The organism is Microbispora sp. NPDC046973, assembly GCF_040644495.1.
GTDB lineage: Bacteria > Actinomycetota > Actinomycetes > Streptosporangiales > Streptosporangiaceae > Microbispora.
Genome location: NZ_JBEYWQ010000006.1, coordinates 64,591 through 89,619, shown reverse-complemented (window position 1 = coordinate 89,619; position 25,029 = coordinate 64,591). Strand labels below are relative to the sequence as shown.

Annotated in this window: 23 protein-coding genes; 15 read left to right on the top strand and 8 right to left on the bottom strand. The window is 72.2% G+C overall.

Going from position 1 to position 25,029, the window contains the following annotated elements; genetic code table 11:
- Nucleotides 1-64 precede the first annotated feature (64 nt).
- Together ABZ860_RS14405 and ABZ860_RS14400 are read left to right on the top strand one after the other, a co-directional pair.
- Nucleotides 65-1,297 carry a glycosyltransferase family 2 protein gene (locus ABZ860_RS14405; protein ID WP_357219870.1) on the top strand — a complete coding sequence of 411 codons (1,233 nt, stop codon included), beginning with the start codon at nt 65-67 and terminating at the stop codon, nt 1,295-1,297.
- Between the two features lie 2 nt (nt 1,298-1,299).
- The gene (locus ABZ860_RS14400) at nt 1,300-1,464 is read left to right on the top strand and encodes a hypothetical protein (RefSeq protein WP_183543708.1); all 165 of its coding nucleotides are present in this window, start codon (nt 1,300-1,302) and stop codon (nt 1,462-1,464) included.
- Nucleotides 1,465-1,521: 57 nt separating this feature from the next.
- On the opposite strand, the gene ABZ860_RS14395 is transcribed toward ABZ860_RS14400, so the two are convergent.
- On the bottom strand, nt 1,522-2,802 hold the full coding sequence (locus tag ABZ860_RS14395; RefSeq protein ID WP_357219868.1) for an MFS transporter: 1,281 nt from the start codon (nt 2,800-2,802) through the stop codon (nt 1,522-1,524).
- A 153-nt stretch (nt 2,803-2,955) separates the two neighbouring features.
- On the opposite strand from ABZ860_RS14395, the gene ABZ860_RS14390 reads away from it, so the two are divergent.
- Nucleotides 2,956-6,567: a hydantoinase B/oxoprolinase family protein gene (locus ABZ860_RS14390; protein ID WP_357219866.1), complete on the top strand. Its 3,612-nt coding sequence runs from the start codon at nt 2,956-2,958 to the stop codon at nt 6,565-6,567.
- Between the two features lie 300 nt (nt 6,568-6,867).
- Here ABZ860_RS14390 and ABZ860_RS14385 read toward each other — a convergent pair whose 3' ends face one another.
- Nucleotides 6,868-8,949 carry a cellulose binding domain-containing protein gene (locus ABZ860_RS14385; protein ID WP_357219864.1) on the bottom strand — a complete coding sequence of 694 codons (2,082 nt, stop codon included), beginning with the start codon at nt 8,947-8,949 and terminating at the stop codon, nt 6,868-6,870.
- A 463-nt stretch (nt 8,950-9,412) separates the two neighbouring features.
- On the opposite strand from ABZ860_RS14385, the gene ABZ860_RS14380 reads away from it, so the two are divergent.
- Nucleotides 9,413-10,855 (top strand): hypothetical protein, encoded by a 1,443-nt coding sequence (locus ABZ860_RS14380; RefSeq protein WP_357219862.1) that lies wholly within the window; start codon nt 9,413-9,415, stop codon nt 10,853-10,855.
- An 881-nt stretch (nt 10,856-11,736) separates the two neighbouring features.
- Here the strand turns inward: ABZ860_RS14380 and ABZ860_RS14375 are convergent.
- The 3 genes from ABZ860_RS14375 to lpdA form a co-directional block, all read right to left on the bottom strand.
- On the bottom strand, nt 11,737-12,582 hold the full coding sequence (locus ABZ860_RS14375; RefSeq protein WP_357219860.1) for an HD domain-containing protein: 846 nt from the start codon (nt 12,580-12,582) through the stop codon (nt 11,737-11,739).
- A gap of 158 nt (nt 12,583-12,740) precedes the next feature.
- Nucleotides 12,741-13,922 (bottom strand): FAD-dependent monooxygenase, encoded by a 1,182-nt coding sequence (locus ABZ860_RS14370; RefSeq protein WP_357219858.1) that lies wholly within the window; start codon nt 13,920-13,922, stop codon nt 12,741-12,743.
- Nucleotides 13,923-14,040: 118 nt separating this feature from the next.
- Nucleotides 14,041-15,441: a dihydrolipoyl dehydrogenase gene (gene lpdA / locus ABZ860_RS14365; protein ID WP_357219856.1), complete on the bottom strand. Its 1,401-nt coding sequence runs from the start codon at nt 15,439-15,441 to the stop codon at nt 14,041-14,043.
- Here lpdA and ABZ860_RS14360 point away from each other — a divergent pair.
- Together ABZ860_RS14360 and ABZ860_RS14355 are read left to right on the top strand one after the other, a co-directional pair.
- Nucleotides 15,440-17,242, top strand: a complete 1,803-nt coding sequence (locus ABZ860_RS14360; protein WP_357219854.1) for a hypothetical protein — start codon at nt 15,440-15,442, stop codon at nt 17,240-17,242. The two genes, lpdA and ABZ860_RS14360, sit on opposite strands and share 2 nt — an antisense overlap.
- 67 nt (nt 17,243-17,309) lie before the next feature.
- The gene (locus ABZ860_RS14355; RefSeq protein ID WP_357219852.1) at nt 17,310-17,708 is read left to right on the top strand and encodes an SRPBCC family protein; all 399 of its coding nucleotides are present in this window, start codon (nt 17,310-17,312) and stop codon (nt 17,706-17,708) included.
- Between the two features lie 22 nt (nt 17,709-17,730).
- Here ABZ860_RS14355 and ABZ860_RS14350 read toward each other — a convergent pair whose 3' ends face one another.
- Nucleotides 17,731-17,961, bottom strand: coding sequence for a hypothetical protein (locus tag ABZ860_RS14350; protein ID WP_357219850.1), 231 nt, complete (start codon nt 17,959-17,961; stop codon nt 17,731-17,733).
- Nucleotides 17,962-17,965: 4 nt separating this feature from the next.
- On the bottom strand, nt 17,966-18,889 hold the full coding sequence (locus ABZ860_RS14345; protein ID WP_357219848.1) for a TIGR03620 family F420-dependent LLM class oxidoreductase: 924 nt from the start codon (nt 18,887-18,889) through the stop codon (nt 17,966-17,968).
- A gap of 382 nt (nt 18,890-19,271) precedes the next feature.
- Between ABZ860_RS14345 and ABZ860_RS14340 the strand changes: the two genes are divergently transcribed.
- The 8 genes from ABZ860_RS14340 (at nt 19,272) to ABZ860_RS14305 (ending at nt 23,600) form a co-directional block, all read left to right on the top strand.
- Entirely contained in the window at nt 19,272-19,841 is a 570-nt protein-coding gene (locus ABZ860_RS14340; protein ID WP_357219846.1) for a hypothetical protein, read from the top strand.
- A gap of 15 nt (nt 19,842-19,856) precedes the next feature.
- On the top strand, nt 19,857-19,991 hold the full coding sequence (locus ABZ860_RS14335; protein WP_357219844.1) for a hypothetical protein: 135 nt from the start codon (nt 19,857-19,859) through the stop codon (nt 19,989-19,991).
- A 193-nt stretch (nt 19,992-20,184) separates the two neighbouring features.
- Nucleotides 20,185-20,658, top strand: a complete 474-nt coding sequence (locus ABZ860_RS14330; RefSeq protein ID WP_357219842.1) for a GAF domain-containing protein — start codon at nt 20,185-20,187, stop codon at nt 20,656-20,658.
- A gap of 66 nt (nt 20,659-20,724) precedes the next feature.
- Nucleotides 20,725-21,453 (top strand): GAF and ANTAR domain-containing protein, encoded by a 729-nt coding sequence (locus ABZ860_RS14325; RefSeq protein ID WP_357219840.1) that lies wholly within the window; start codon nt 20,725-20,727, stop codon nt 21,451-21,453.
- On the top strand, nt 21,425-21,790 hold the full coding sequence (locus tag ABZ860_RS14320) for an STAS domain-containing protein (RefSeq protein WP_357219838.1): 366 nt from the start codon (nt 21,425-21,427) through the stop codon (nt 21,788-21,790). The genes ABZ860_RS14325 and ABZ860_RS14320 overlap by 29 nt, the downstream gene beginning before the upstream one ends.
- Before the next feature lie 65 nt (nt 21,791-21,855).
- Nucleotides 21,856-22,908: a quinone-dependent dihydroorotate dehydrogenase gene (locus ABZ860_RS14315; protein ID WP_357219836.1), complete on the top strand. Its 1,053-nt coding sequence runs from the start codon at nt 21,856-21,858 to the stop codon at nt 22,906-22,908.
- 29 nt (nt 22,909-22,937) lie between these two features.
- Complete coding sequence (locus ABZ860_RS14310) at nt 22,938-23,135, top strand: cation transporter (protein ID WP_357219834.1); 198 nt, start codon at nt 22,938-22,940, stop codon at nt 23,133-23,135.
- 72 nt (nt 23,136-23,207) lie between these two features.
- Nucleotides 23,208-23,600, top strand: coding sequence for a hypothetical protein (locus ABZ860_RS14305; protein ID WP_357219832.1), 393 nt, complete (start codon nt 23,208-23,210; stop codon nt 23,598-23,600).
- Here ABZ860_RS14305 and ABZ860_RS14300 read toward each other — a convergent pair.
- Entirely contained in the window at nt 23,566-24,426 is an 861-nt protein-coding gene (locus ABZ860_RS14300) for a hypothetical protein (RefSeq protein ID WP_357219830.1), read from the bottom strand. The genes ABZ860_RS14305 and ABZ860_RS14300 overlap by 35 nt on opposite strands.
- A 125-nt stretch (nt 24,427-24,551) precedes the next feature.
- On the opposite strand from ABZ860_RS14300, the gene ABZ860_RS14295 reads away from it, so the two are divergent.
- On the top strand, nt 24,552-25,022 hold the full coding sequence (locus ABZ860_RS14295; RefSeq protein ID WP_357219828.1) for a hypothetical protein: 471 nt from the start codon (nt 24,552-24,554) through the stop codon (nt 25,020-25,022).
- The last annotated feature ends 7 nt before the right edge of the window (nt 25,023-25,029 follow it).

Below are 25,029 nucleotides of genomic sequence, written 5' to 3'. Positions count from 1 at the left end.
GCGTGTAACCTCTTGGAAGTAGTAACCACAATGCGACAGTTTGCTGGGAGCTGGACGGTTCTAAGTGGTTCAGTCGGAAACTCTGCCCAGGCTGCCGCAGCCCGGACGCGGCCACGCGCATGACGCCGGACACCGCGTTCACGCCGTCACACCGGTCCATCCGGGAGACCCGGCGGAGGCCCGCACGGGCCGGCACCGGGCCGCGAAGGGCGCCGACGGCAAGCGGGATCTCCCGGAGGTCGACCCCTCGCGCATGCACGTCACCGTGCTGGTCCCGGCGCACGACGAAGAGGACCAGATCGCCGAGACGATGACGTCGCTGCACGGCCAGCGGCGCAGGCCCAACCGCGTCATCGTGATCGCGGACAACTGCACCGACAGGACCGCGGACATCGCACGCGCGCACGGCGCCGAGGTGATCAGAACGGTCGGCAACCGCCACAAGAAGGCGGGCGCGCTCAACCAGGTGCTCGAAGTCCTGCTGCCTCGGCTGGGATCCCGGCACGCCGTACTGGTCATGGACGCGGACTCGGCGCTCGATCCCGGTTTCATCCACCACGCCGTCCTCCGGCTGGCCACCGGCGAACTGGCCGCGGTGGGAGGCACCTTCACCGGCAAGCCGGGCGGCGGGCTGGTGGGCATGTTCCAGCGCAACGAGTACGCGCGCTACGCCAGGGACGTGCGGCGGCTGAGCGGAAAGGCGCTGGTGCTCACCGGGACGGCGACGCTGTTTCGCGCGCTCGCGCTCAAGGAGGTCGTCAGGGCCCGCCGCAGCGGCCGTCTCCCCGGCCGCGACCAGGTGTACGACGTGCGCGTCCTGACCGAGGACAACGAGCTCACCCTGGCGCTGCTGCACCTGAGGTTCCGCATCCTGTGTCCCGCGGAGTGCACGCTCACCACCGAGGTCATGGAGACCTGGAAGGACCTGTTCAAGCAGCGCCTGCGGTGGAAGCGGGGGGCGCTGGAGAACCTCACCGACTACGGCTGGACGCGGGTCACGTTGCCCTACTGGGGCCGTCAGCTCCTGTCGCTGGTCGGGATCGTTGTGATCTTCGCGTACCTGGGCGCCACGGCCTGGTCGATCGCGGTCACCGGCACGCTCGAGTTCCATCCGCTCTGGGTGGCGGTCACGGGCGTCTTCATGGTCGAGCGGATCGTGACCGTACGGAGCAGGGGCGGCGTGCAGATGGCCGTCGCCGCCCTGCTGATCGTCGAAATGATCTTCGATGTCTTCCTGCAGATCACGCAGGCGAAAGCATTCTGGGACGCCGCATGGCGTCGGGAAAGGAAATGGTGAACATGTACAACAACCCACCCATCGGGGGCGTCGCGGCGGGCTTCGGCGGTGCGGCGCTGACCGCCCCGTTCATGGGCTGGAACGCGCTCTGGATCGCCCTGGGCCTGTTCACGCTGGTCTCGGCGGCGGTGGCGGTCAAGCGGATCATCCCGAAGCGGGAGTCCTGACCCCCCGGGGGGAGGCCTCTCTCGCCGTCGTGACGAGGGGGCCTCCCCCGCGCCGGATCAGGGCCGGGCGGCCTCCGCGCGCCGCTCGTCGTCCCCCTCCTTCGCGGCCGTCCGGCCCCGGCGCAGGGCGGCGGTCGCCGTCGCGACCGCGGGCACGAGGATGACCGCCGCCGCGATGTTGACCGCGCGGAAACCGCCGGCGGCGAGGATCGGCCCGGCCAGCGCGGCCGCCGCGGCGCCCGCGTAGTTCATCCCGGCGTCGGTGGCGCCCTGCAGCGGCACCCGGACGTGGTCCGCGGCGGTGCCGGCGAGCAGCGCCGACGCGGAGATCATCGACGCCGACCAGCCGATGCCGAGCACGGTCAGCGCGAGCGCGGTGAGGGTGCTGCCCTCCGCGGCGGACGCGGCCACGAAACCGAGCACGACGGCCGCCCCGAGCATCAGCATCCCGGCGCACGCCGTGGGGACCGCGCCGATCCGGTCGGCCAGCCAGCCGAAGACCGGGCTGAAGGCGTACATGCCGAGCACGTGCAGGCTGATCACCACGCCCACCAGCTGCAGCGACATGCCGTGGTGCTGCATGTGCAGCGGCGTCATCACCATGACCATCACCATCATCGCGTGCGCCACCGCGATGAGCACGACCGCGAATCGCGCCGCCGGGTCGGCCGCCGCCCAGCGCAGCGCCGCCACCGCGCCCACCGCCCGGGTGCTCGTGTCCGCCTCGCCGGCGGAAGGCGCGGACGGCCGTGCGGCGGTCCTGAGGAACACCGCCACCACCGCGCCCGCCAGGGCGAAGGACACGACCGAGAACACGTAGGGACCGGCGAGGCCGGGCAGCCCGAGCCACCGGCCGAACCGGTCGGCCACCTCGCTGAGGTTGGGGCCGGCCACGGACCCGATCGTGGTCGCCCAGATGACGATCGACATCGCCCTGGCCCGGGCGCCGGGAGCCGCGCCGTCCGCGGCGGCGTACCGGGACTGCAGGTTCACCGCCTGCCCGACGCCGAACATGGCCAGCCCGGCCAGCAGCACGACGAGCTGTGCGACGACGGCGGCCGTGACGATCAGCACACCGCCGAGCGCGGCGATCGCGTATCCGAAGGTGAGCGAACGGCGCCGCCCGTGCCGGGCCGCGACGCCGGCCAGCGGCACCGCGGCGACCGCCGCGCCGAGCACGCTCGCGGCCTGGCCGAGCCCCGCGACGGACGTGCCGCCCAGCCGCTCCAGGAGCAGCCCGCCGACCGCGATGCCGGAGGCGACCGCGACGCCGCCGAGCAGGTTGCCGGTGACGAGGGCGCCGATGCCCCCACTGCGCTGCACGCTCCGCTCGGACATCTGCCGGAACCACCTTCCCCTCACGCCAGGTCCGGTGTGATCCGGAAAACGGCACTCGATGATATGTCCGGCATGAGGTGGGATGTCTCCCTATTTAAGCCGCGACGTGCGGCCCTGATACAAGGGATGTACGGGCGTGCGGAGGGGGGTCCCATGCCTGGAGACCGGTGGCAGTTCTGGGTGGACCGTGGCGGGACGTTCACCGACGTGGTCGCCCGATGCCCGGACGGGCGGCTGGTGACGCGCAAGCTCCTGTCGGAGAATCCGGCGCGTTACCCCGACGCGGCGGTGGCGGGCATCCGCGCCCTTCTGGACGTCCCCGCGGGCGAGCCGATCCCGGTCGAGCGCATCGAGTCGGTGCGGATGGGCACCACGGTCGCCACCAACGCCCTGCTCGAACGCCGGGGCGAGCGGACCGCACTGGTGATCACCAAGGGGTTCGGCGACGCGCTGCGCATCGGCTACCAGAACCGCCCGCGCATCTTCGACCGCAGGATCGTGCTGCCGGAGATGCTGTACGAGCGCGTGGCCGAGGTGGACGAGCGGATCACCGCCGACGGCACGGTGCTGCGGCCGCCCGACCTCGAAGGGCTCGCGCCGCGGTTGCGGCGGCTGCGCGAGGAGGGCGTCCGGGCGGTCGCGGTGGTCTGCCTGCACAGCCACCTGCACCCGGCGCACGAACGGGCGATCGGGAGCCTGGCCAGGCGCACGGGCTTCGCGCAGGTGTCGTGCTCCAGCGAGGTCAGCCCGCTGATGAAGCTGGTGCCGCGTGGCGACACCACCGTGGCCGACGCCTACCTCTCGCCCGTCCTGCGCCGGTACGTCGAGGCGGTGGCCCGGCGACTTCCCGGCGTACGGCTGATGTTCATGCAGTCGAACGGCGGGCTGGCGGAGGCCGGGCACTTCCGCGGCAAGGACGCGATCCTGTCCGGCCCGGCCGGCGGCATCGTCGGCATGGCGCGCATGTCCCGGCTGGCCGGGTTCGACAAGGTGATCGGCTTCGACATGGGCGGCACCTCGACCGACGTGTCCCACTACGCGGGCGCGTACGAGCGGGTGGTCCAGACCCAGGTGGCCGGCGTACGGCTGTCCGCACCGATGATCGCCGTCCACACGGTGGCGGCGGGCGGCGGGTCCGTCCTGCGTTTCGACGGCGGACGCTATCGGGTCGGCCCGGACTCCGCCGGGGCCGACCCCGGCCCGGCCTGCTACCGCAACGGCGGCCCGCTGTGCCTCACCGACGCCAACGTGATGCTCGGCCGCATCCAGCCCGGCCACTTCCCCGAGGTCTTCGGCCCGCACGGCGACCTGCCGCTGGACGCGGACGAGGTGCGGCGGCGGTTCGCCGAGACGGCCGCGGACATCCGCGGGCGGACCGGGGACGAGCGCGGCCCCGAGCAGGTGGCCGAGGGCTACCTGCGGGTCGCGGTCGAGAACATCGCCAACGCGATCAAGCAGATCTCCGTGCGGAAGGGCCGCGACGTCACCGAGTACGCCCTCACCACGTTCGGCGGCGCCGGAGGGCAGCACGCCTGCGCGGTGGCCGACGCGCTCGGCATCCGCACCGTGCTGGTGCCGCCGATGGCGGGCGTGCTGTCCGCCCTGGGCATCGGGCTGGCGGACACGACCGTGATGCGGGAGCAGTCGGTCGAGGCCCGGCTGGAGCCGGCCACGACGGGGCGTCTCACCGGCCTCGCTGGCGCCCTGGAGGCGGCGGCCCGCCGCGAACTGCTGGACGAGGGGGTGCCGGACGAGCGGATCAGGGTGAGCAGGCGGGTGCGGCTGCGCTACGACGGCACCGACACGTCGCTGCAGGTGGACCTGGCCGGCCTGGACGCGATGGTGACCGCGTTCGAGGCCGCCCACCTGCGGACCTACTCCTTCCTCATGGACCGGCCGCTGGTGGCGGAGGCGGTCTCCGTCGAAGCGGTGGGCCTGACCGAGCAGCCCGCCCTTTCGGACCTCGCCTCCGGACCCGCCGCCGAGGCGCGGACGGCGATCACCGTGCGGATGTACACCGGCGGCGCGTGGCGCGAGGTGCCGCTCTTCCGGCGGGAACGGCTGCGCCCCGGCGACACGCTCAGCGGCCCGGCGATCGTGGCCGAGGCCGACGCGACCACGGTCGTCGACGACGGCTGGCGGGCCGGGGTGACGCCGCACGGGCACCTGCTCCTGCAGCGGGAGCGGGCGCTCCCCCGGGCCGCCGGCGTGGGCACCGAGGCCGACCCCGTCATGCTGGAGGTCTTCAACAACCTCTTCATGTCCGTCGCCGAGCAGATGGGCGCCCGGCTTGGGGCCACCGCGCAGTCGGTGAACATCCGGGAGCGGCTCGACTTCTCCTGCGCGTTGTTCGACTCCGCCGGCGACCTTATCGCCAACGCGCCGCACATCCCCGTGCACCTCGGGTCGATGGGCGCGAGCGTCAAGGAGGTGGTGCGCCGGCGGGGCGGCGGGATGCGGCCAGGCGACGTGTACGCGATCAACGACCCCTATCACGGCGGCACCCACTTGCCGGACATCACGGTCGTCACCCCCGTCTTCGACGAGGCGGGCCGGGAGATCCTGTTCTTCGTGGCCTCCCGCGGTCACCACGCGGAGATCGGTGGGCTGACGCCCGGCTCCATGCCCGCGAGCAGCCGGAGCGTGCGGGAGGAGGGCGTCCTGTTCGACTGCCGGCTGCTGGCCGACCGCGACGGCCTGCGGGAGAAGGAGACGTGGCGGCTGCTCACCGAGGGGCCGTACCCGTCCAGGGACCCCATGACCAACCTGGCCGACCTGCGCGCGCAGATCGCCGCGAACGCCAAGGGCGTCGAGGAGGTCGGCGCCATGATCGGCCACTTCGGCCTCGACGTCGTGCGGGCCTACATGCGGCACGTGCAGGACAACGCCGAGAGCGCGGTCCGCGCGGTGATCGACGCCCTCAGCGAGGGCCGCTGCCGCTACGAGATGGACTGCGGCGCCGTGATCGCGGTGCGCGTCTCGGTGGACCGCGCCCGCCGCACCGCCACGATCGACTTCACCGGCACCTCGCCCCAGCTCGACACCAACCTTAACGCGCCGTCCGCGGTGGTCACCGCCGCCGTGCTGTACGTCTTCCGCACTTTGGTGGCCGACGAGATCCCGCTCAACGACGGCTGCCTGCGGCCCCTGCGGATCGTCGTGCCGGAGGGGTCGATGCTGGCCCCGGCGTACCCCGCGGCCGTGGTCGCGGGCAACGTCGAGACCTCGCAGGCGATCACCGGCGCGATCTACGCCGCGCTGGGCGTCCAGGCCGAGGGGTCGGGGACGATGAACAACGTCAGCTTCGGCGACGAACGGCGCCAGTACTACGAGACCGTCGCCTCGGGGTCCGGGGCGGGAGACGGGTTCGACGGGGCGGCGGCGGTGCAGACCCACATGACGAACTCCCGTTTGACCGACCCCGAGGTGCTGGAATGGCGGTTCCCCGTGCTGCTGGAGGAGTTCGCCGTCCGGCGCGGCAGCGGCGGCGCCGGACGGTGGCGCGGCGGGGACGGGGCCGTGCGCCGCATCCGGTTCCGCGCGCCGATGACGGTCAGCGTGCTGTCCGGCCACCGCCGCGTGCCGCCGTACGGCATGGCCGGCGGCGCCCCGGGCGCGCTGGGCGTCAACCGGGTGCGGCGCGCGGACGGAGGCGTCGTCCACCTGGCGGGATGCGACTCGATCACGGTGGAGCCGGGCGACGTGCTGGAGATCGAGACACCCGGCGGCGGGGGATACGGGCCCCCGGACGGCGGCCCCTCGTGACCGCGCTCCCGCAACGGCCGCACTCCCGCAACGGCCGCGCTCCCGCAACGGCCGCACTCCCGCAACGGCCGCGCTCCCGCAACGGCCGCACTCCCGCAACGGGGGCTCCGCCCTCCTCGGCCTTCGCGGCGAGGAGGGCGGGCTTCCAGCGGTTTCGCCGTTACCACACCGGGCGGCTTTTTTCTGGCGATGAGCCGCGGGGTTCGCGCCTGACACGGCAGGCGCTTGCTCAGGAGTCTGTCACCCGGCCCTCAAGGCCGGGTGCAAGACGGTTCCCTGATCACCCCAAGAAAGCGCCGGTCACAGCGTCGAGCAGACCGTGCCGTTCAAGCGGAACACGGTGGGAGAGGGATAGGCCCCCTCGTTCGCGCCGACGAACCCGACGGTGACGGAACCGCCCGCCGGGATCGTCCTGTTCTGCTCTCCTGCCTGCCCGCCGGGGACGACCCGCACGTCCTGTCCTTCGGACGTCCACGTGCCGCCCGACCCGCTGGAGACCCGCTCCCCGGCGACCGGGAACCGGAACGTCAGCGCCCAGTCCGTGAGGTCGGCCGCGCCCCGGTTGGTGACGGTCACCTGGGCGACGAAGCCGCGCCCCCAGCCCTGCGTCACCCGGTAGCGGACCGCGCAGGTGCTGTCCGGCGGCGTGGGGGCGGTGAAGGTCACCGGCGCCGACGGCCGCGACAGCCGCCCGGCCCGGTCCCTGGCGAGCACGTTGACCGTGTAGGAGGTGCCGGGCTCCAGGTCGCGCAGCGTCAACGAGGTGCCCCGGGTCGTGCCCAGCAGGACGGTGTCCGCGCCCGTCTGGCGGTACACCTCGTACCTGCCCACGCCGTGACCGGCCGGCGGCCAGCTCACGGTGACACCGCCCACGACCCCGTCCGTCGCGCCGCGCGCCGTCGGCGTGCCCGGGGCCGGCGCGGGCTTCGGGCCCTTCGCCGCGCGCACGGTCATCGTCGTGATCGAGTACGGCGGAAGCGTCCTGGTGTACGCGTCGCCCTGCTCCGCGCGGACGAGCGCGCCGGCCCCTCTGGTGAAGGCGTACGTCACCGGGCTTCGGCCTGAGGGGGTGAACCCCGCGTAGCGGAGCCGCACGGGATAGGCGGTGGCCGGATCCTTGTTGATCATCACGACGGCCAGGTCGCCGCCGGCCTGCCGTACGGCGTGCACGGCCACCTTCGGCTGGTCCGAGGCCGCCCTGACCAGGTCGTCCCCGGGCCGGGCCGCCGTGCCGAGGATCTCGATGCCGTGATAGGAGGGGAACGGTGTGTTGAGCGGGGGCTCGCAGACGCCGTCGGCGCACTGGCCGAGCGACAGGAAGCCGATGTCCTGGTAGTCGGTCTCGCCGTCCAGCGTGCCGACCTTCTCCAGCGCGTTGTGCGTGTCGAACCAGTCCACCGTGAAGACGCCGTTCTCCAGGGCGGTCAGGTAGGTGTCGGCGGCGAACAGCCCGGCCGCGTGCACGTTCCGCCCGATGTTGGAGGCGACCTCGGTCAGCGCGAGCGGCACGTCGCGCCCGCCCAGGGCGGCGACATCGGCCCGCACCTGCGCCAGCATCTCGGCGAGCCGGGGCGGAGAGGCCAGCATCCCGGGGACGTCGCCGCTCGTGTCCGGGATGCTCGTGCCCGGATACCAGTGGACGGTGAAGAAGTCGACCTCGGACGCCACGGCCGGGATGACCGTGTGGTTCCAGGTGCCCGAGTCGCCGGCGGCCACCACGCCGTCCGGCCAGCTCCCCGGGATGGTGAGCACCGCCCCGACCTTGATCGTGGGATCGACGGCCTTCATCGCGCGGACGAACTCGAGCGTGGTGCGGGCGTACGCCGCGGGGCTCTTGTCGGGGTGCTCGTCGGCCTCCCAGGTGGCCCCGTAGTGGCCGTTGCCGTAGAGCTCGTTGCCGATCTCCCAGAACTTCACGCCGTACTTCTTGGTCACGTTGGCGTAGCGGACCCATCCGGCGGCCTCCTCCGGGCTGCCGGTGCCGTAGTTGGCGATCACCACGGCCTGCGCGCCTGCCGCCCTGACCGTGCCCATGAACCGGTCGAACTCCGTGCCCGGGGCCACGGTCCCGCCCGGCGCCGTGTGGGTCTCCCAGTGGTAGAGGTCGCCGTACGACCCGCCGGGGTACCGCACCGCGGCGATGTGCGCCCGCTTGTAGAGCCGCGTCACCTCTGCGTCGTTCATGTGGGAGTCCCAGATGGCGGCGTTGGCGCCGTACGCCGCCTCGTGGAGGGTGCCGAGCCCGGCGTTCGCGTTCACCGTGACCTCGACGGCGCCGGCCTGTCCCGGTGGGGCGGGCGGCGGACTCTGGGCGGGGTCCGCCGCCGCGAGCAGGGAGGCGGTCAGGAAAACGGCGAGCGGAACGGCCAGAGCTCTGCGCATCAATCACTCCGGTGTCGAGGGGGACCGGTTCGTGGAGCAAGGCCCCGACGATCATCCGCGGTGATCTCCTGGTCAAGTGCGCCGGGCGTCACCCCTGGTCAGCGCGCTCGCCGCACCCGTGGTTCTTTCATCGGCGGTCAGCCATAGTGCCCCAGGCAACGGCTCGGGCGGGACGGCGTAGGCCGGGGCCGTGGACGAGACGGCGGGCCCGCCGGACGAGCGGGGGCCCCCGGCCCTCTATCCGCCGCCTTCACGGCTGCCTTCGCGGCGCCTATGAAAAAGCGGCCGCAATTGCGCCGGGTCCGATAAAAGGCGATACCAACTCCGCGAGCGCCCTGACAGGGCGCGGTCCGAGTTCTATCCTTGACGGCGTCACTGACAGATTCTCGCGATTGCGGGAGAAGAAGTGCCCAAGACCACGCGTACGCCGCGAAGGGAGAAAGCGCGAAGCGAGGGCGCGCGAGTGGACGGGCTTCGTGATCCTGATGTCGAGACCTTCGTCGGCGCGATGGGGACGCGCATCCGCGCGGACGCCGAGACGGTCGGAGTCGATGTCCGGACCCTGGAGATCCAGGTAAGACTGCACCTGCCCCGGTTGAGCAGGCCGGCCATCACCGGTTGGTCTCCGGACAAGGTGTACGAGGAGATACGGCTGCAGGCCGTCGTCCGGGCGGCCCAGGTGCGCCAGTCCGCGGAGGACGCCGCCTACCAGGCGCATGCCTCCGTCCTCCTCAACGTGAACAAGGCGCACCGGGACCTGAGCCTGTCGTTCGGCGACGGCTACCGCACCTGCCTGCGCTTCGCCGAGGTCAGGCCGAGCGTCGGCCATCTGGTCCAGTCGAGACTGCACTACCTGCACAGCGAGAGGGCCGACACCGTCCTCCAGTTCGGGCTCTTCCTGCCGGGCGCGACGATGCCGATCACGTACGTCGCCTTCTCGCGGTGCGACCGCCAGTACGTCCTGGACGCGCTCACCGGGCACGGGCTGGAGGTGGATCCGGACCGGATAATGGTCCTGACAAGAATGCACGGGCTGGCGGGAATTCCGGCGAACCTCATGAGCCTGACGATCGCCCGCGCGGTCCGGGAGATCAGGGCGGAAAACGCCGGGGATTATGTCATCACGGCATACAACCCCATGCTCGGTTTCGACGGAACCTCGTTCCTCGCGTCGGGATTCAAGCCCATCGCGCTGTCGCCCGTGGCGTATCGCTATGACGGCAAAGGCCTTTTCCAGACCCGCCGGATGTCCGGTGATTCGGTGCCGCAGCTCCTGGACACCCCGGACAACGTGCTGATGGTCCTCGGCGCCACCCCGGCCGCGAAGCGGAGCGCCGGCGACATCGGGAGCCTGATCGGGGTGTCGCGCCGGACCCACTCGGGCGGCGACCACGTGAGACCTCTCAAGGCGGACTTCACCTCGCCGGAGTGGACGGACCGCCTGCTCGGCTACCGCCGGATGCTGGAGTCCTGCTGGTCGGACCGCACGGTCCATCCGCGCTATCAGGAGGCGCCGGTCGCCGCGGGCGACCCCCGGGGCCAGTGCGGCGTCACCTCCGTCTGGCTCGCCCGCAGGCTCCGCACCGACCTGCTGCTCGAACCCGTCTACTGCTACGGGCGGCTGCGGGTCGGCCGCGACGACGCCGAGGACGTGAGTCACCACTGCTGGGTCGAGATCGGCCCGGTCCACGACCCCCGGCGGTTCGTCATCGACCTGACCGCCGATCAGTCGGACGGCGTACGCGAGCCGATCGTCCTGGGGGAGCACCGGGCGCTGGCGGACCGGGGACTGCGGTACGAGACCGTGGCCGGCCTGCGCCTCGACGAACTGCCGAGAGACCGGGTGTGGCCGCGCTTCCTCGCGCTCGACGACCGCCTGCGCGACCTGGAAGAGGGCCGGCCATGATCGCGGACATGACCGGGCACACGAGCGGGGTCCGGCCCTCGGTGCTGCTGCTGTCGTCCGACAGCAGGCGGCGGTACGCGGAGGACGTCCTGAGGGCGCTGGCCCTGCCCAGAGGAGCGATCATCCAGTTCCGGTACGAGACCGACTACGTGGCGGGCGCCCTGCAACAGGCGATCGCGAACGGCTCCGCCGTCGGCCGGCGGTGCCTCGTGGCCTTCCTGGCGGACCGGGAGTCGCCCGACGCGGAGCCGTTCGTCGTGCCCGTGCGCTTCGCGACGGTGGTGGCGACCGCCTGCGTGGCCGACATGGCCGTGTTCCGGCTCAGGGTGGACGACTACGCGAACCTGGAGGAGTTCCCCCTGGCCGAGGCGGATATCAGGGCCAAGGGCGGCTGGTTCGTGGACAGGCTCGCGGAGGCCAACGGCGGGCGCTGGTATCCGGCCACCACCCGCTTCCCCGACCTCCACCTGCACGAGCAGCAGGGCGACGACCCCGTCCTGTGGCTCGGGGTGGCCCGTCGGCTCGCCCGGCATCCCACCTACAGGTCCTCCTACTTCGTCCGCACCGAGGAACCGCTGCTGGGCAGGGACAGGACGGGCGCGCTCGACGCCGAGGGCCGGCTGCACCTGAGCGACGGCGACTCGGTGAAGATGCGGGTCAGCTTCTACTCCGAGGGCTACACGCCGACCGCGAAGCGGCTCGTCTGCGCGACCGACGGCACCTTCCTGAAGATCGCATCCGACGACTCCTACGACGTGGCGTCGCGATACGACACCGTGGAGTTCTGGCTTCGGCCCGAGGTGCTGGGCTTCGACGCGCTCGCGCGGGTCGGGATCACGCTGGCGGTCGACACCCGGGCGGGCCCGACGCCGGTGGGCGACTCACTGACGACGAGCGCCGGGTTTCCCGTGGTCGTGCGCCGCTCGCGGTCGCGCCTCCTCACGCGGGTGTCGGCCGCCGCGGCCGGGGCCGTCCTCGTCGCCCTGCCCGCCATGCTGGGGCCGGACTCCCTGCTGTCCCTGAGGGTGCTGTGCGCCGTCTGCGGAGCGGCCCTGCTCGCCGTCGCGAACATCGTCATCTCCCACGGCAGGTGACATCCCACCGGAGAACAGGTGCGGGCGCCGTGCGAACTCCCGGCACAGCTCGTCGAACAACGGCAGCAGTGCCGGGCAGCTCATGCGTATCTTCCGCCTGGCCGTGATCTCGGTGCGCTTGTACGCCGCCCAGGTCGGCCGCAGCGGGTGGTGGTCGGCCAGCAGCACGTTGACGTGGGGGAGCAGCTTGTCCAGGGCGTAAACGAACCTGCTCTCCGGGTCGTGCTGCGCCTTGTAGCCGTACAGGTCCTCGACGAGCCAGGGGAACGTCCCGCCGAAGTCGCGGGTGATGATCTCCCGCGCCTCCTCCTCGCGTACGGCCTTCTTCTCCCGTTCCGCCGGGTCGGCGTAGACCGACACGTCCCCGGCGTGGACCTCGGGCAGGTCGTGGACCAGCGCATACCTGGCGATCCGGCCCGGGTCCAGGGCCGGGTCGATCAGCGGGGCGAGGCAGACCGCGACCAGGCCCAGGGCGAAGGAGTGCTCCGCGTCGTTCTCCTGCCGGGTGACGTCCTGCGGCACCACCGAGGACCGTTCGATCACGCACGGCGGGAAGACCAGTTCGCGCATGAAGGCCATCAGAGTGTTCGCGCCGACCGGGGAGCCGGTGTTTTCCGCGTCGTCCCTCGCCATCGGGCCGCCCTCGCATTGTTCGCCCGTACGCGGCCACGGCGTTTCGCGCACGGCCTGATTCCCAGCGTAGCCGACCATTCATCGACGCCGTGGGAAGTGTTTCCCGGTGAATTGCCGCGGAAGCCGAATGCCTGTTCGGTAATCGGCATTTCCGCATTTCAGGCCGCATAGTCCTTGAGCGTTATCGAGGTGGCCGCCTTGGTGCTCATCTTGTCGAGCACGCGCATCAGCGGCCCGGCGGTGAGCACCCGGTAGGCCATGTTGCGCCGCCGGATCGCGCCCCGCGTCGCCGGGGCGAGGAAGGAGCCCGCGTTGCCGGCGACCCGCTGGCACGCCTTGGCGAACCCCCTGATCAGTCGCTCGTACTCGGGGAACGCGGCGCGGTGGTCGCCGCGAGCGGCCGCCAGCTCGCCCGCCAGCACGTACGCGGCCACGACGGCCATGCCGGCCCCCATGCCCCCGCAGGTGGCGCCGTAGCCGGCGTCGCCGAGCAGCGCGATCCGCCCGCTCGTGTAGTGGTCCATGTTGACGAGGCTGATCGAGTCGAAGTAGAAGTCGGACGCGCTCGGCACGGCCTCGATCAGCCGGGGGACCTCCCAGCCCGCTCCCGCGTACTCGTCGATGACGATCTTCTTCTGGTGCGCCACGTCGCGGTGGTCGAACTCCAGCCCCGGAGCCCGGAAGACGCACATCACCCCGGCGGTCGCGCCGTCCCTGGCGCCCGCGGCCGCCACTCCGCGGCCGGGCTCGTTGTAGAGCAGCGTGTCGTGGCCGAGCCCCAGGTGGTCGGGCGCGCTGAAGATCGCGACGTGGTGGCCGGACGGCCGCACGAACCGCGACTCGGGGCCGAAGGCCAGCCGCCGGACGTTCGAGTGCAGGCCGTCCGCGCCGATCACGAGATCGAACGTCCGGGGCGCTCCCCGCTCGAAGGTCACCTCCACGCCGTCCGGGGTCTCGGTCATGGACGCGATGGAGTCGCCGAGGACGTACTCCACGTCGTCCCGGGTCAGGTCGTACAGCACGCGGGCGAGGTCGCCGCGCAGGATCTCCACCTCGCCGCCGGTGAACTCGGCGGGCAGCGCGACGACCTGCTCGCCGCGCCAGTCGACCACTCGCAGCGGGCCGGGATCGGTGCGCAGGCGGCGGATCTCGTCGAGGACGCCCATCCGCCGCAGCACGTTCATGTGGACCGCCCCCCGGAAGTCGACCGCCTGGCCGCCCTCGCGCAGGGCGGGGGCCCGCTCGACCACCGTGGGGGCGAAGCCGTGCCGGCGCAGCCAGTAGGCGACGGCGGGTCCGGCGATGCTCGCGCCGGAGATCAGAACCGATGGGGTCGTCATGCGCGCTCCTCTGATCCGTGGCCGCGCGGTGTCGCGGCCACGGGAAGAGCGTCGGCCCCGGCGCTGACGGCCCGCCCACCGGCGGCTGACCGGACCTTGCGGAGCCCTGACCGGCGCCTCACATGTTGATCATGTGACCGGCCAGGCCGTGGATCGCCTCCTTCACCGCCTCGCCCAGGGTCGGGTGGGCGTGCACGTTGCGCGCCACCTCGTGCACCGTGAGGTCCCACTGCTGGGCCAGGGTCAGCTCGGGCAGCAGCTCGGTCACCTCGGGCCCGATGAGGTGGGCGCCGAGGATCTCGCCGTACTTCGCGTCGCTGAGGACCTTGACGAACCCGGTCGGGTCGCCCAGGCCGTGCGCCTTGCCGTTGGCCGTGAACGGGAACTTGACCACCTTCACATCGAAGCCCTGCTCACGCGCCTGGGCCTCGGTGTAGCCGAAGCTGGCGATCTGCGGCTGGCAGTAGGTCGCCCGGGGGATCATCACGTAGTCGAGCTCCATCGTCTCCGCGCCCGCGATGGTCTCGGCGGCGATGATGCCCATCGACTCGGCCGCGTGCGCCAGCATGAGCTTCGCGGTGACGTCGCCGATGGCGAAGATGTGCGGCACGTTCGTGCGGCAGCGGCCGTCCACGGCGATCGCGCCCCGCTCGGTCAGCCGTACGCCGGTGTGCTCAAGGCCGTATCCCTCGACGCGCGGCTGGAAGCCGATGGCCTGCAGCACCTTGTCGGCCTCCAGCACGGAGGTCTCGCCGTTCCTGGAGACCGTGACCCGCACCTTGTCGCCGCTGTCGTCGATCGACTCGACCCGGGTGGAGGTCAGCACCTCGATGCCGAGCCGCCGGTAGCGCCGCGCCAGCTCCGCCGACACCTCCTGGTCCTCCAGCGGCACCATCCGGTCGAGGAACTCGACGATCGTGACCCTCACGCCGTAGTTGTGCAGCACGTACGCGAACTCGACGCCGATCGCCCCGGCGCCTGCGATGATCACGCTCTCCGGCAGCGCCTCGCTGAGGATCTGCTCCTCGTACGTCACCACGCGCTCGGACAGGGACGTCCCCGGCAACAGGCGGGTCGTCGCCCCGGCCGCGATGATGCAGTGGTCGAACGTCACGGTGCGCACCGAGCCGTCCGCGCCGCGCACCTCCAGGGTGTCCGGGCCGGTGAAGGTGCCCCGGCCGTCGTACTCCGTGATGCCGTTCTTCTTCATCAGGTAGTGGACGCCCTTGACACGCCCGTCCGCGACCTGGCGGCTGCGGCGGAAGGCCGCGCCGTAGTCGAGCGTGATCGGGCCGTCCGCCTGGATGCCGAACGTCTTGGTCTCGTTCGTCAGGATGTGGGCGAGTTCGGCGTTGCGCAGCAGCGCCTTGGAGGGGATGCAGCCGACGTTGAGGCAGACCCCGCCCCAGTAGCGCTCCTCCACGACCGCTGTGCTGAGCCCGAGCTGGGCCGAACGGACCGCGGCGGTGTAGCCGCCGGGCCCGGCGCCGAGGACCACGACATCGTAATGATCGGTCATGCTCCGGACCCTACGCCGCCGCGTGTCTCCGCCCGGGGAGGGGGTGCCCGCCACCGCGTTGACGTCGTGGGGCCGGCTCGGGAAGATCTTCGGGCCGTCCGTCAGCCCGATCATGGAGTGGCCCGTGCCGCCCGTCCCCGGTGTCCTGCCTCAGCGGCAGTCGTACGCGCTGTTCTGGTGGTGGCTGGCGCTCGCGCTGACCGCCTGGGACGTCGCCTGGATGCTGCTGCTCATGTTCGTCCCCTCGTTGTGGCTGTCGCTGGACGTCGAGACGATCGGCTGCTCGTGGATGGGCGGCGGTCCCCTGCCCGAATGGCGGAAGGTGTGGTCGGAGCGGCTGGCGCTGGCCGACGGCGCCCTGCTCTATCTGCTGCCGCTCACGCTCGGCCTGGGCATCCGGCTCATCGCCGTCCGGGGCGCGGGCCGCCCCCGTGTCCACCTGTGGACGGCCTTCGCCGCCGTCACCCTTGTCGCCGCGCAGTACGCGCTGCGGCAGGCCGAGCTCCTGCTCGACCCGATGCCGGACCACGCCGACTGCTCGGTGGACCCGGCCGTGCTGAACAGCCTCGACTGGACGGAGGTGGCCTGGATCTTCGCGCCCGCCGTGCCCGTGCTGATCGGCGCCGCGATCGGGATCCGGACGCCGGGCCCGCGACCGCGCCGTCGTCCGTCCCGCCGCCTGTCGCGTCTGTCGTCGCGGCCGATCGCGCTGGGCGCGGCCGCTCTCGTGGCGGTCACCGCGGTCGTCCTCGCCGTACGGTGGGCGGACCGGCCGGCGACGGAGGCGGAGGTGCGCGCCGCCGACGGAACCCCTCGATACGCGCTCGTTCCCGCCCACAACACGCTGGTGGTGCTCGACCTGACCACCGGGCGCGAGTCCGCCGTGGTCTCCGCGCCGGACCCGGAGTTCTACCAGTACGGCGCCGTCGCGCCGGACGGCGCACCGGGACGGTACCTCGCCTCGGTCAGCACCACGGGAGACGGCGCCTTCGGCGGTCGCAGGTCGCGCGTCTACGAGGTCGTCATGGACGGCGACGGCGGAGCCGAGGTCGGCGACCAGGTGGGCGGGGAGTTCGAAGGCGTGATCAGCGACCTCGCGGTCTCCCCGCAGGGGCGCCGGGCCTACGCCCGCCTCGTCGCGGCGCCGGGGAACACGGTGAACGTCGGGGTCACGGTGGTCGGCCTGCTCGGCGAGAACCGGGAGTGGTCGGCCCCGGGCGGCCAGGGAGTCGGTGGCGACGGCCCCCTGGGGCTGCACTGGCGCGACCCGGACCGGCTGGTCTTCCACGCGGTCTCGCGGAAGGCCCGTCATCCCCGGGTGGTCATGCTCGACGTAGGCCGCCCGGGCGGCGACCTGCTCGCCGCAGAGACCCTGCACGTCCTGGACGGCGACGCGTTCGGCGACGGCACGGCGCGGACGCTTCCTGGCGGCACCCGGATGCTCCTGTCCGAGGTGGGGGCGGCGCGCAACTGGAACCAGGAGATCCTGCTGCTCGACCCGCCGGGGAAGCGGCCGGTCGGATCAGTCTTCGGCTCCGGCTGCGGGGACATCGCGGCGTGGACGCCGGACGCCTCCGGGCGCTACCTGCTCGTCGGCGTGGACAACAAGGCCGGGGAGATCATGGGCGACCCGCCGCGGCCCGCCTGTGGCGACGCTCCGCCGTACGAGTTGTTCCGGGTCGACCTGCGGGGCGAGTCGAGTTCGCCGTCGCCCCGCTACGCGGGGGAGACGCCCACGCTCGACCTGCCCGTCCGCAGGGTCTGGCAGGGCGACCGGCCGCTGCACGGCCTCGCCTGGTGAGGCCGAGGATGGACCGGACCGCGGCGGGTAGGGGCTCCCTACGCCGACAGAGGGAGGAGTGACGACCATGACCGAGTTCGAGCGGTCCCGCAGGATGCCCGCGCCGGCCGACGAGGTGTTCCGCCAGGCGTGCGACGTCGGCAAACTCGATCTCTGGATGCCCCGTGAGCTGCACGTACACGCGGAGGAGCCGCCCGCGGTCACCGTCCACGAGGACGAGACAGGACAGGACGAACGCGCGCTGCTGCGGGCCGAGCAGGACCAGTTGCGGATGGAGTGGGGCACCCGCGACGTGGATCGGTACGCCGGATGGCTGCAGGTCGCCGGCATCGACGACGACAGCAGTGACGTGACGGTCCACCTGTCCTTCTTCGACGAGCGGCACGCGCCCCCCGCCGAGGCGGTGGAGCAGGCACTGGACGACAGCCTCGAACGGCTGGCCGAGCAGGTGCGTCAGGCGGCCTGACCTCCTGGCCCACCTGCTCGGGCTACTCCGCGTTCCCGCCGGGGTCAGGTCCGCCCGCGTTCTCCGGGCCGGCGGGCGGGGTGGGCGGCAGGGGCGGGGTGAAGGCGGAGGCCCGGGCCCCGGCCAGGCCGAGAACCTGCCGTATCCACGCCTCCAGGCCCGTCTGGTCCGGCGGGGTCAGCGGGTCCTGCCCGGCCTGTCCCGGCTGCGCGCCCTGCTCACCGCGCCCCCGCCCGGAAGCCGCCGCGGTCACGGCGTCACCCCAGGAGGGCGGGGGCCAGCAGCCGCAGGTGCTCGATCTGCGCGCCGACCGAGTCGGCCAGTGGCTGAACGCACACGTGGTCGGCCCCCGCGTCGTAGTGGGCGCGTACCCGCTCGGCGATCGTCTCCGGCTCGCCCCACACCACGATCGCGTCGATGAGCCGGTCGCTGCCCCCGCCCGCGAGGTCGTCGTCGGAGAAGCCCAGTTCGCGCAGGTTGTTGGTGTAGTTCGGCAGGGAGAGATACACGGCGGCGTACTCGCGGGCGATCTCCCGTGCGCGGTCCGCGTCCGTCTCGACCACCACGGCCTGCTCAGGGGCGAGGACCGGGTCCGGTCCGAGGATCTCGCGGGCCTTCGCGGTGTGCTCGGGTGGCACGAAATAGGTGTGGGCGCCCTGGGTGCGCCGCGCCGCGAGCTCGAGCATCCGGCGCCGGAGCGCCGCGAGCATCCGGGGCGGCGTCTCCGCCTGCGGCAGCTCGATCGACGCCCGGTCCATCCCGTCGAGATAGTCCCGCATGTACTCGAGCGGCGCGGAGTAGTCGTGGCCGCGAGGGGTGACCAGCGGCTTGTGACTCACGCCGAGCCCGAGAACGAAGCGCTGGTCCCACGCCTCCGCGAGGGTCGCGGCGCCGTTGGCGGCGGCGACGGGGTCGCGGCCGTAGATGTTGGCGATGCCCGTGGCCACGTGCAGCCGCCCGGTGGCCGACAGCAACAGCGCGGCGTGCGTGAACGCCTCCCGTCCGGCCGGGGTCTCACCGATCCACAGCGACGGGTATCCGAGCTCCTCGATCTCGGCCGCGGCCTTCCTGGCCCCTGCCGCCGGGGTCGCCGCCAGAGACGACAGCCACACTCCCGTACGGCCGAGGCGACGCCTCAGCTGGGACGGTTCCACGGTGGGCGGTTGCGTGCGCTCGGCCATCCGGACGCTCCTTGTCTGTCACGCGAGATCGGGCGAAGGGGGCGGTTCGCCAGGGACGTCGCCCCTGCGGGGCCGGACGGCTGCGCCGGCGGGCGTCGCAGCCTCAGCATCGCATCGCACGCGCCGGTGACCTCGGCACCTCCCCGTGATGGGTTCGCGTGTCGGGGCGCACCGCCGCGCCCAGGCGGCTTACTCCGATTTCCCCGAATCCAGCGGTTCATCCGCATCGGTCGCTGATTCACCCCGAGGGCGGGGAGAGGTCCGTGAGGCGGAACCCACGAAAGGGCAAAGGGCTGTCCCGGATCTTCGCGTCCGGGCGGCGGGCCCGCCGTCGCCGCGTGTCTCCTGGGAGCCGACTCGCTCACTTCCCAGGAGGCCGAACATGAGGAAACTGCTGTATGCCGGCGCGGTCGCGATGAGCCTGCTGGCCGCCGGATGCGGCGGTGCCGGCGACGACGCCAGCCGCGTCGCCAACGACCAGCTCAACGAGTCGCAGACGCCCGAGCCCTCCGAGCATCCCTCGGGGACGACGCCGTCCGCCACCGGATACTCGGCGTCGCCGACCTCTCCCGTCCAGGCGTCCCCCACGGGGCCCGCGCGCATCGACGCGGCGCCCACCTCGCTCGGCAGCGTGCTGGTCGGCGTGGACGGCCGCACGGTGTACCTGTTCACCAAGGACAAGGGCGGCGCCTCCGCCTGCACCCAGGCATGCGCCGCCGCGTGGCCGCCCGTGCTCACCGCCGGCGCGCCGCAGGCCGGCACGGGGGTACACGGGAACCTGCTCGGGACGCTCCACCGGGAGGACGGCACCACGCAGGTCACCTACAACAAGCACCCGCTCTACTACTACGCGAAGGACCAGAAGGCCGGCGACGTGCTCGGCCAGGGCCTGAAGGACTTCGGCGGCGAGTGGTACGCCGTGACCCCCGAGGGCAAGAAGGCCAAGCGTTAGCCACGGAGCGCGACCATGCTGTGCGGCAGCCGGGCGAGCAGAGCCGGCAACTGCTCGCGCTCGTCCGGCGACGGCGGCGCCAGGAGCGACCCCAGCCCACGGCTGTACAGCCGCGACCGGCACGAGGCCGACGCGTTCTGGGACGAATAAGCCGCTTTTCCGGTCCGTTTCCCGATCCGCCTTCCCACGGGAGGGCGGATTTCTTCTGTCCTCTCCGGCCCGATCGGCCAACCCTTTCGGCAACCCTGGGGATCACCTGGCTACCACTGCTCGGATCCCACTAGGCTTAGGGGCACTCCGCCCTGTGTCCGCGGCCGCTTGATCATCTGAAAGTGGGCTCGCGATGGCATCGGACGCGTCTGCTGTTCTCGAGAACGTCCTCACCGGCATGGCCGGCCTCTTCGGGGTCGACGGCGCCGCGTTGATGCTGCTCGACGGCCAGGACCGCCTCCGCGCGATCGGGGCGACCGACGACGACGGCGTACTGCTGGAGTCCGCCCAGGAGTCCGTGGGCGACGGTCCGGCCATCGAGAGCGCCGCCAGCGGCGGCCTCGTCGCGATCCACGATCTGCACGCCGCGAGGCCCATGGGGTTCCCGCATGTGGCCGTCCACGCCCCGCCGGTCCGGGCCGTCCTCTCCGTACCGCTCATCGAGGATCGCGAACTCATCGGCGTCCTGGACTTCTACGCCCGCGACGGGCGCGTCTGGGACCGCACGGAGGCGGAGGCGGGATCACGCCTCGGCGAGCTGATGGTCATCGTTCTTCAGGTCCTGGCAGAGATCAGGACTGATCGAGCCCCCTCCGGGCAGTTGTGATGGCCGAATCGGCGCCTCTCCCCCAGGCCACGGCGGTGCGAGGTGAGGTTCACGAGAGGATACGGAATGACCCATATCGATCCTGAGGCTCTTGTCGCCAGCCTGCGACGTCTGCAGAAGGACAGGGCGGCGACCGGGATCGTGCACCACCTTGAGCGCATCGTCCAGGTGGTCGACCGGCTTTTCGGATACTCCGGTGCCGGACTGATGTTCGCCGAGGAGGACCGCACACTTCGCTACCTCTTCGCCACAGACGAGCGTGGCCGCAGCCTCGAGCGCGCTCAGGCGGTGACGGCCCAGGGCCCGTGCGTGGCGGCGTACGTGGGCGACACCGCGGTGACGACGGTAGACGTGCGGGCCGACCGGCGGTGGCCGGCCCTGCGTGAACTGCTGCACCCCGAGGTGCGCGGGGTGGCGGGAGTGCCGATCCGGCTCGGCGGCGTGCCCGTGGGCACGCTGAACGTCTACCAGGACGCGCCGCACGAGTGGCAGGAGAGCGACACCCAGGCCCTCCACGCGTACGCCCACGTGATCGAGCAGGTCCTCGTGGCGTCGATGGAGGCGGACGAGAAGGCGGTGCTCGCCGACCAGCTCCAGTACGCCCTGGACTACCGCGTCGTGATCGAGCGTGCCATCGGCTATCTCATGGGCAAGCACGATCTGACGGCCTCACAGGCGTTCACCGGGCTGCGCAAGCAGGCCAGGGACAGCAGACGGAAGGTGTCCGAGCTCGCGGCGGAGCTGCTGGGCGAGCAGGGCCAGAGGAATGTTGCGAATCCAGACCACGTCGTCTGAGGCCGGCATCCGGATGGCCGTGAACGGCGACCTCGACGTGTCGCAGGTGCCGGAGCTCCACGCCTGCCTGCGGCAGGTGCTGGGGACCTACCGGCCCGGGCACGTCGAGGTCGACCTGGCCGGGGTCGGCTTCCTCGACTGCGCCGGCGCGCGGAGCCTCCTGTGGGCCGACGCACGCGTGCGGGAGTGGGGCGGCGGCGTGACCTTCGTCCGCCCCGCCCCGCCGGTGCTGCGGCTGCTGCGGCTGCTGGGCTTCGACTCCGCGCTGTCCATCCGTACGACGTCGCACGTGCCGCTGCCCCAGCCCACGGCCGAGGCCCGTCCCCGGCCCAACTGACCGGACGTACGGCCGCGGGCCCCGGGGGCCGAGGGGGGCCGTGACCGGGCGATAGTCTTGCCGTGATGTATCGACTCGTGTTCACGCAGGTCCTGAGCCGCCTCGACGCGGAGGCCGTCCACCACCTCACGATCAGGCTGCTCCGCCTGCTCGGGATGTTCCCGCCCCTCGTGCGGCTGCTGCACCGGCTGCTCGCGCCGAGGGCGGAGTCGCTGCGCGTCCAGGCGTTCGGCGTCCACTTCGCCTCGCCGTTCGGGCTCGCCGCCGGGTTCGACAAGGACGCCGGGTGCGCCGAGCCGCTGTCGGCGCTCGGCTTCGGCTACGTCGAGGTCGGCACGATCACCGCGCACGCCCAGCCGGGCAACCCCCGGCCGCGGCTGTTCCGCCTGCCCGAGAACCGGGCGATCATCAACCGGATGGGCTTCAACAACGCCGGAGCGGCGGCCGCCGCCAAGCGGCTGCGCAGGGTGCGCCACATCCCGGCCGTGGTCGGCGTCAACATCGGCAAGACGAAGGTCGTGCCCGAGTCGGAGGCCGTGGGCGACTACGTGGACAGCGCCCGCAGGCTCGCGCCGCTCGCCGACTACCTCGTGGTCAACGTGAGCTCTCCCAACACCCCGGGCCTGCGCGACCTGCAGGCGGTGGACCGCCTGCGCCCGCTGCTGTCGGCGGTGAAGGAGGCGGCCGGGCGCACCCCGCTGCTCGTGAAGATCGCGCCGGACCTGGCGGACGAGGACGTGGACGCCGTGGCCGAGCTCGCCGCCGAGCTCGGGCTCGCGGGCGTCATCGCGACCAACACCACGATCAGCCGCGACGGCGTCGCGAGCACCGAGGCGGGCGGCCTGTCCGGACAGCCGCTCAAGGCCCGCTCGCTGGAGGTGCTGCGCCGCCTGCGCCAGAAGGCCGGCGACCGGCTGACGCTCGTCTCCGTCGGCGGCGTCGAGGACGTCGACGACGTCTGGGAGCGGCTGCTGGCCGGCGCCACCCTCGTGCAGGGATACACCGGCCTGATCTACGAGGGCCCCCTGTGGCCGTCGCGGATCAACCGTCAGCTCGCCCGCAGGCTGCGGCGGCACGGCTACGGCTCGATCCGCGAGATCGTCGGCCGCACCGCATGAATCCCCTTCTCCCGGAAATGGAGAGCGCCATGAGCGTCAGGACCTACACCGTGCAGGGCATGACCTGCGGCCACTGCGTCAGCTCGGTCAAGGAGGAGGTCGGCGAGATCCCCGGCGTCACCGGCGTCGAGGTCGACCTGGACAGCGGCCGTCTCGACGTCTCCGGCGACGTCGCCGACGACGCCGTGCGCAAGGCCGTCGAGGAGGCCGGCTACACCCTGGTGTGAACGCCGGCCGTGCCCATCGGTCACGTCGAGGCCGTCCGCTCCCGCCCGCTGCTGCGGCTAGGGTGATCGGCCATGGGTGTCCTGGTCGACTACTTCACCGCCGATTCCGACCGGTCCGCCCGGCGCGCCCGGTCCGGCGGGCCGGGGGCGGCCGGCCTGCCGTACGTGGACTGCAAGGGATGGCTCGACGAGCTCGACACGCTGGCCGCCGAGCTCAGCGGACGCGACCTCAGCGAGTTCGGCGACACCGAGACGGTCGCGGGGGACGACGAGGGGCCGGCCCTGGAACGCATGGCGTCCGAGACCGTCGAGGCGCTCGCCGCCGTGGACGACGCGCGGCTGCGCGAGTACGCCGAGGAGGAACTCCTCGACGAGTTCGAGGTCGAGCGCGTCACGGCCCTGCGCGACCTGGCCCGCACGGCCGTACGGCTCAACCAGGGGATGTACTGCTGGATGTGCCCCTGAGCGTCGCGAACAGCTCCTCGCGGAGAGCGGGCGGCAGCCGGCCCATGTCCAGCGCGCTCACCACCGCGTGGTCGTCGTTGCGCTCCACGGCCTTACGGGCGAGGAGCTCCAGGCTGAAGCGGGCCTCCTCCCGATGCTTCTCGTCCGGCCAGGCCTCCAGCAGCGGCAACACCTCCCGCACCCGCGCGGTCACGCGGTCGAGGAGCGCGTAGCCGGGCGGGCCGGGCCAGCGCTGCGCGCGCAGGTCGATGTGCCTGAAGGCGACGTGGTCCAGCTCGGCGGCGGTGAAGTCGTTGCCGGTGAACGCGTTGCGCTCCCTGCCGAGCGCGGCCTGCTCATCGGTGGGGCGCCCCCAGAAGTTGATCTCGCGGAGCGGCCCGGAGAAGACGCAGCCGACGAACTCGGCCCCGGTCGTGAACGTCTGCTGCCTCAGCCGCGCCCCGTCGAACACGCACCTCTCGAACCGCACGTTGCCGAAGAAGGTGAGCGGCGCGAAGCGCGTACGCCGGAACACGCAGTCGCGGAAGACCGACTGCGGCCAGTTGACGCGGTCCCACGTTCCTTCGGCGGCGGTCGCGCCCATCGACAGATGCTCGAAGGCCGCGCCGGAAAAATCGCATCCCTCGAACTCGCCGGCGTGAGAGCTGAAGTCGGCGAAGCGCGTTCCGGAGAAGTCCACGTCGACCAGCCGTGCCCGGTCGAAGATGACGCTCCGCACTCCGGGCGGCAGCTCGAACCGCTGGTCGCGCAGCTCGCCGCGGGCGACCCAGGCGTGCCGCCACTCTTCCGCGCTCGGCCGCAGGCTGAACCGCTCGGACGTGCTCACGCCGCCCGCCCGCCGAGGTCATCGCCCGGGGAGAGGCGAATCACGATCATGCGCTCCGAAAGTACGAGATCATGCATGGGCGGAGTCTCGCAGCCCGCCCCGACAAAGCTAAGCGAGCGACCCCCATGAGCGCCATCTACGACCAGGCCGACGGCGAGCGGATCGCCGTGGCCGACAGCGGTGATTCCGTGAGCATCATCAACCGCTCCGGGAGGGTCGTCGTCGCCAAGAAGGACGTACGCAGGCTCGCCGAGCGGGTCCTCGCCGCGGCGGGCCGGGTGGCCGTCGTCCTGTTCCCGCCGGCCCTGCGGAAGGACACGCTGTCGGTCTCCGGCCCGTCCGGACGGTGGAAGGTCCGCGTCTCGCCGAAGAACGGCGCTCGCGTCCTCGTCGAGGTCGATCCGCAGGGTCTCGGGCCGGCCGAGGCCTACGAGCTCGCCGCCGCCGTCGCGGTGGCCGGGCGCCACATCGGCGACGCCGCTGAGGCCGACCTGCGTCTCACCGCGAGGATCCGCGAGGTGATCGACACCTACCAGGGCCTGGACGCGGAGAAGATGGCGGCCGCCATCGTCGCCGAGGTCCTCGACGGAGCGTGACATCCCG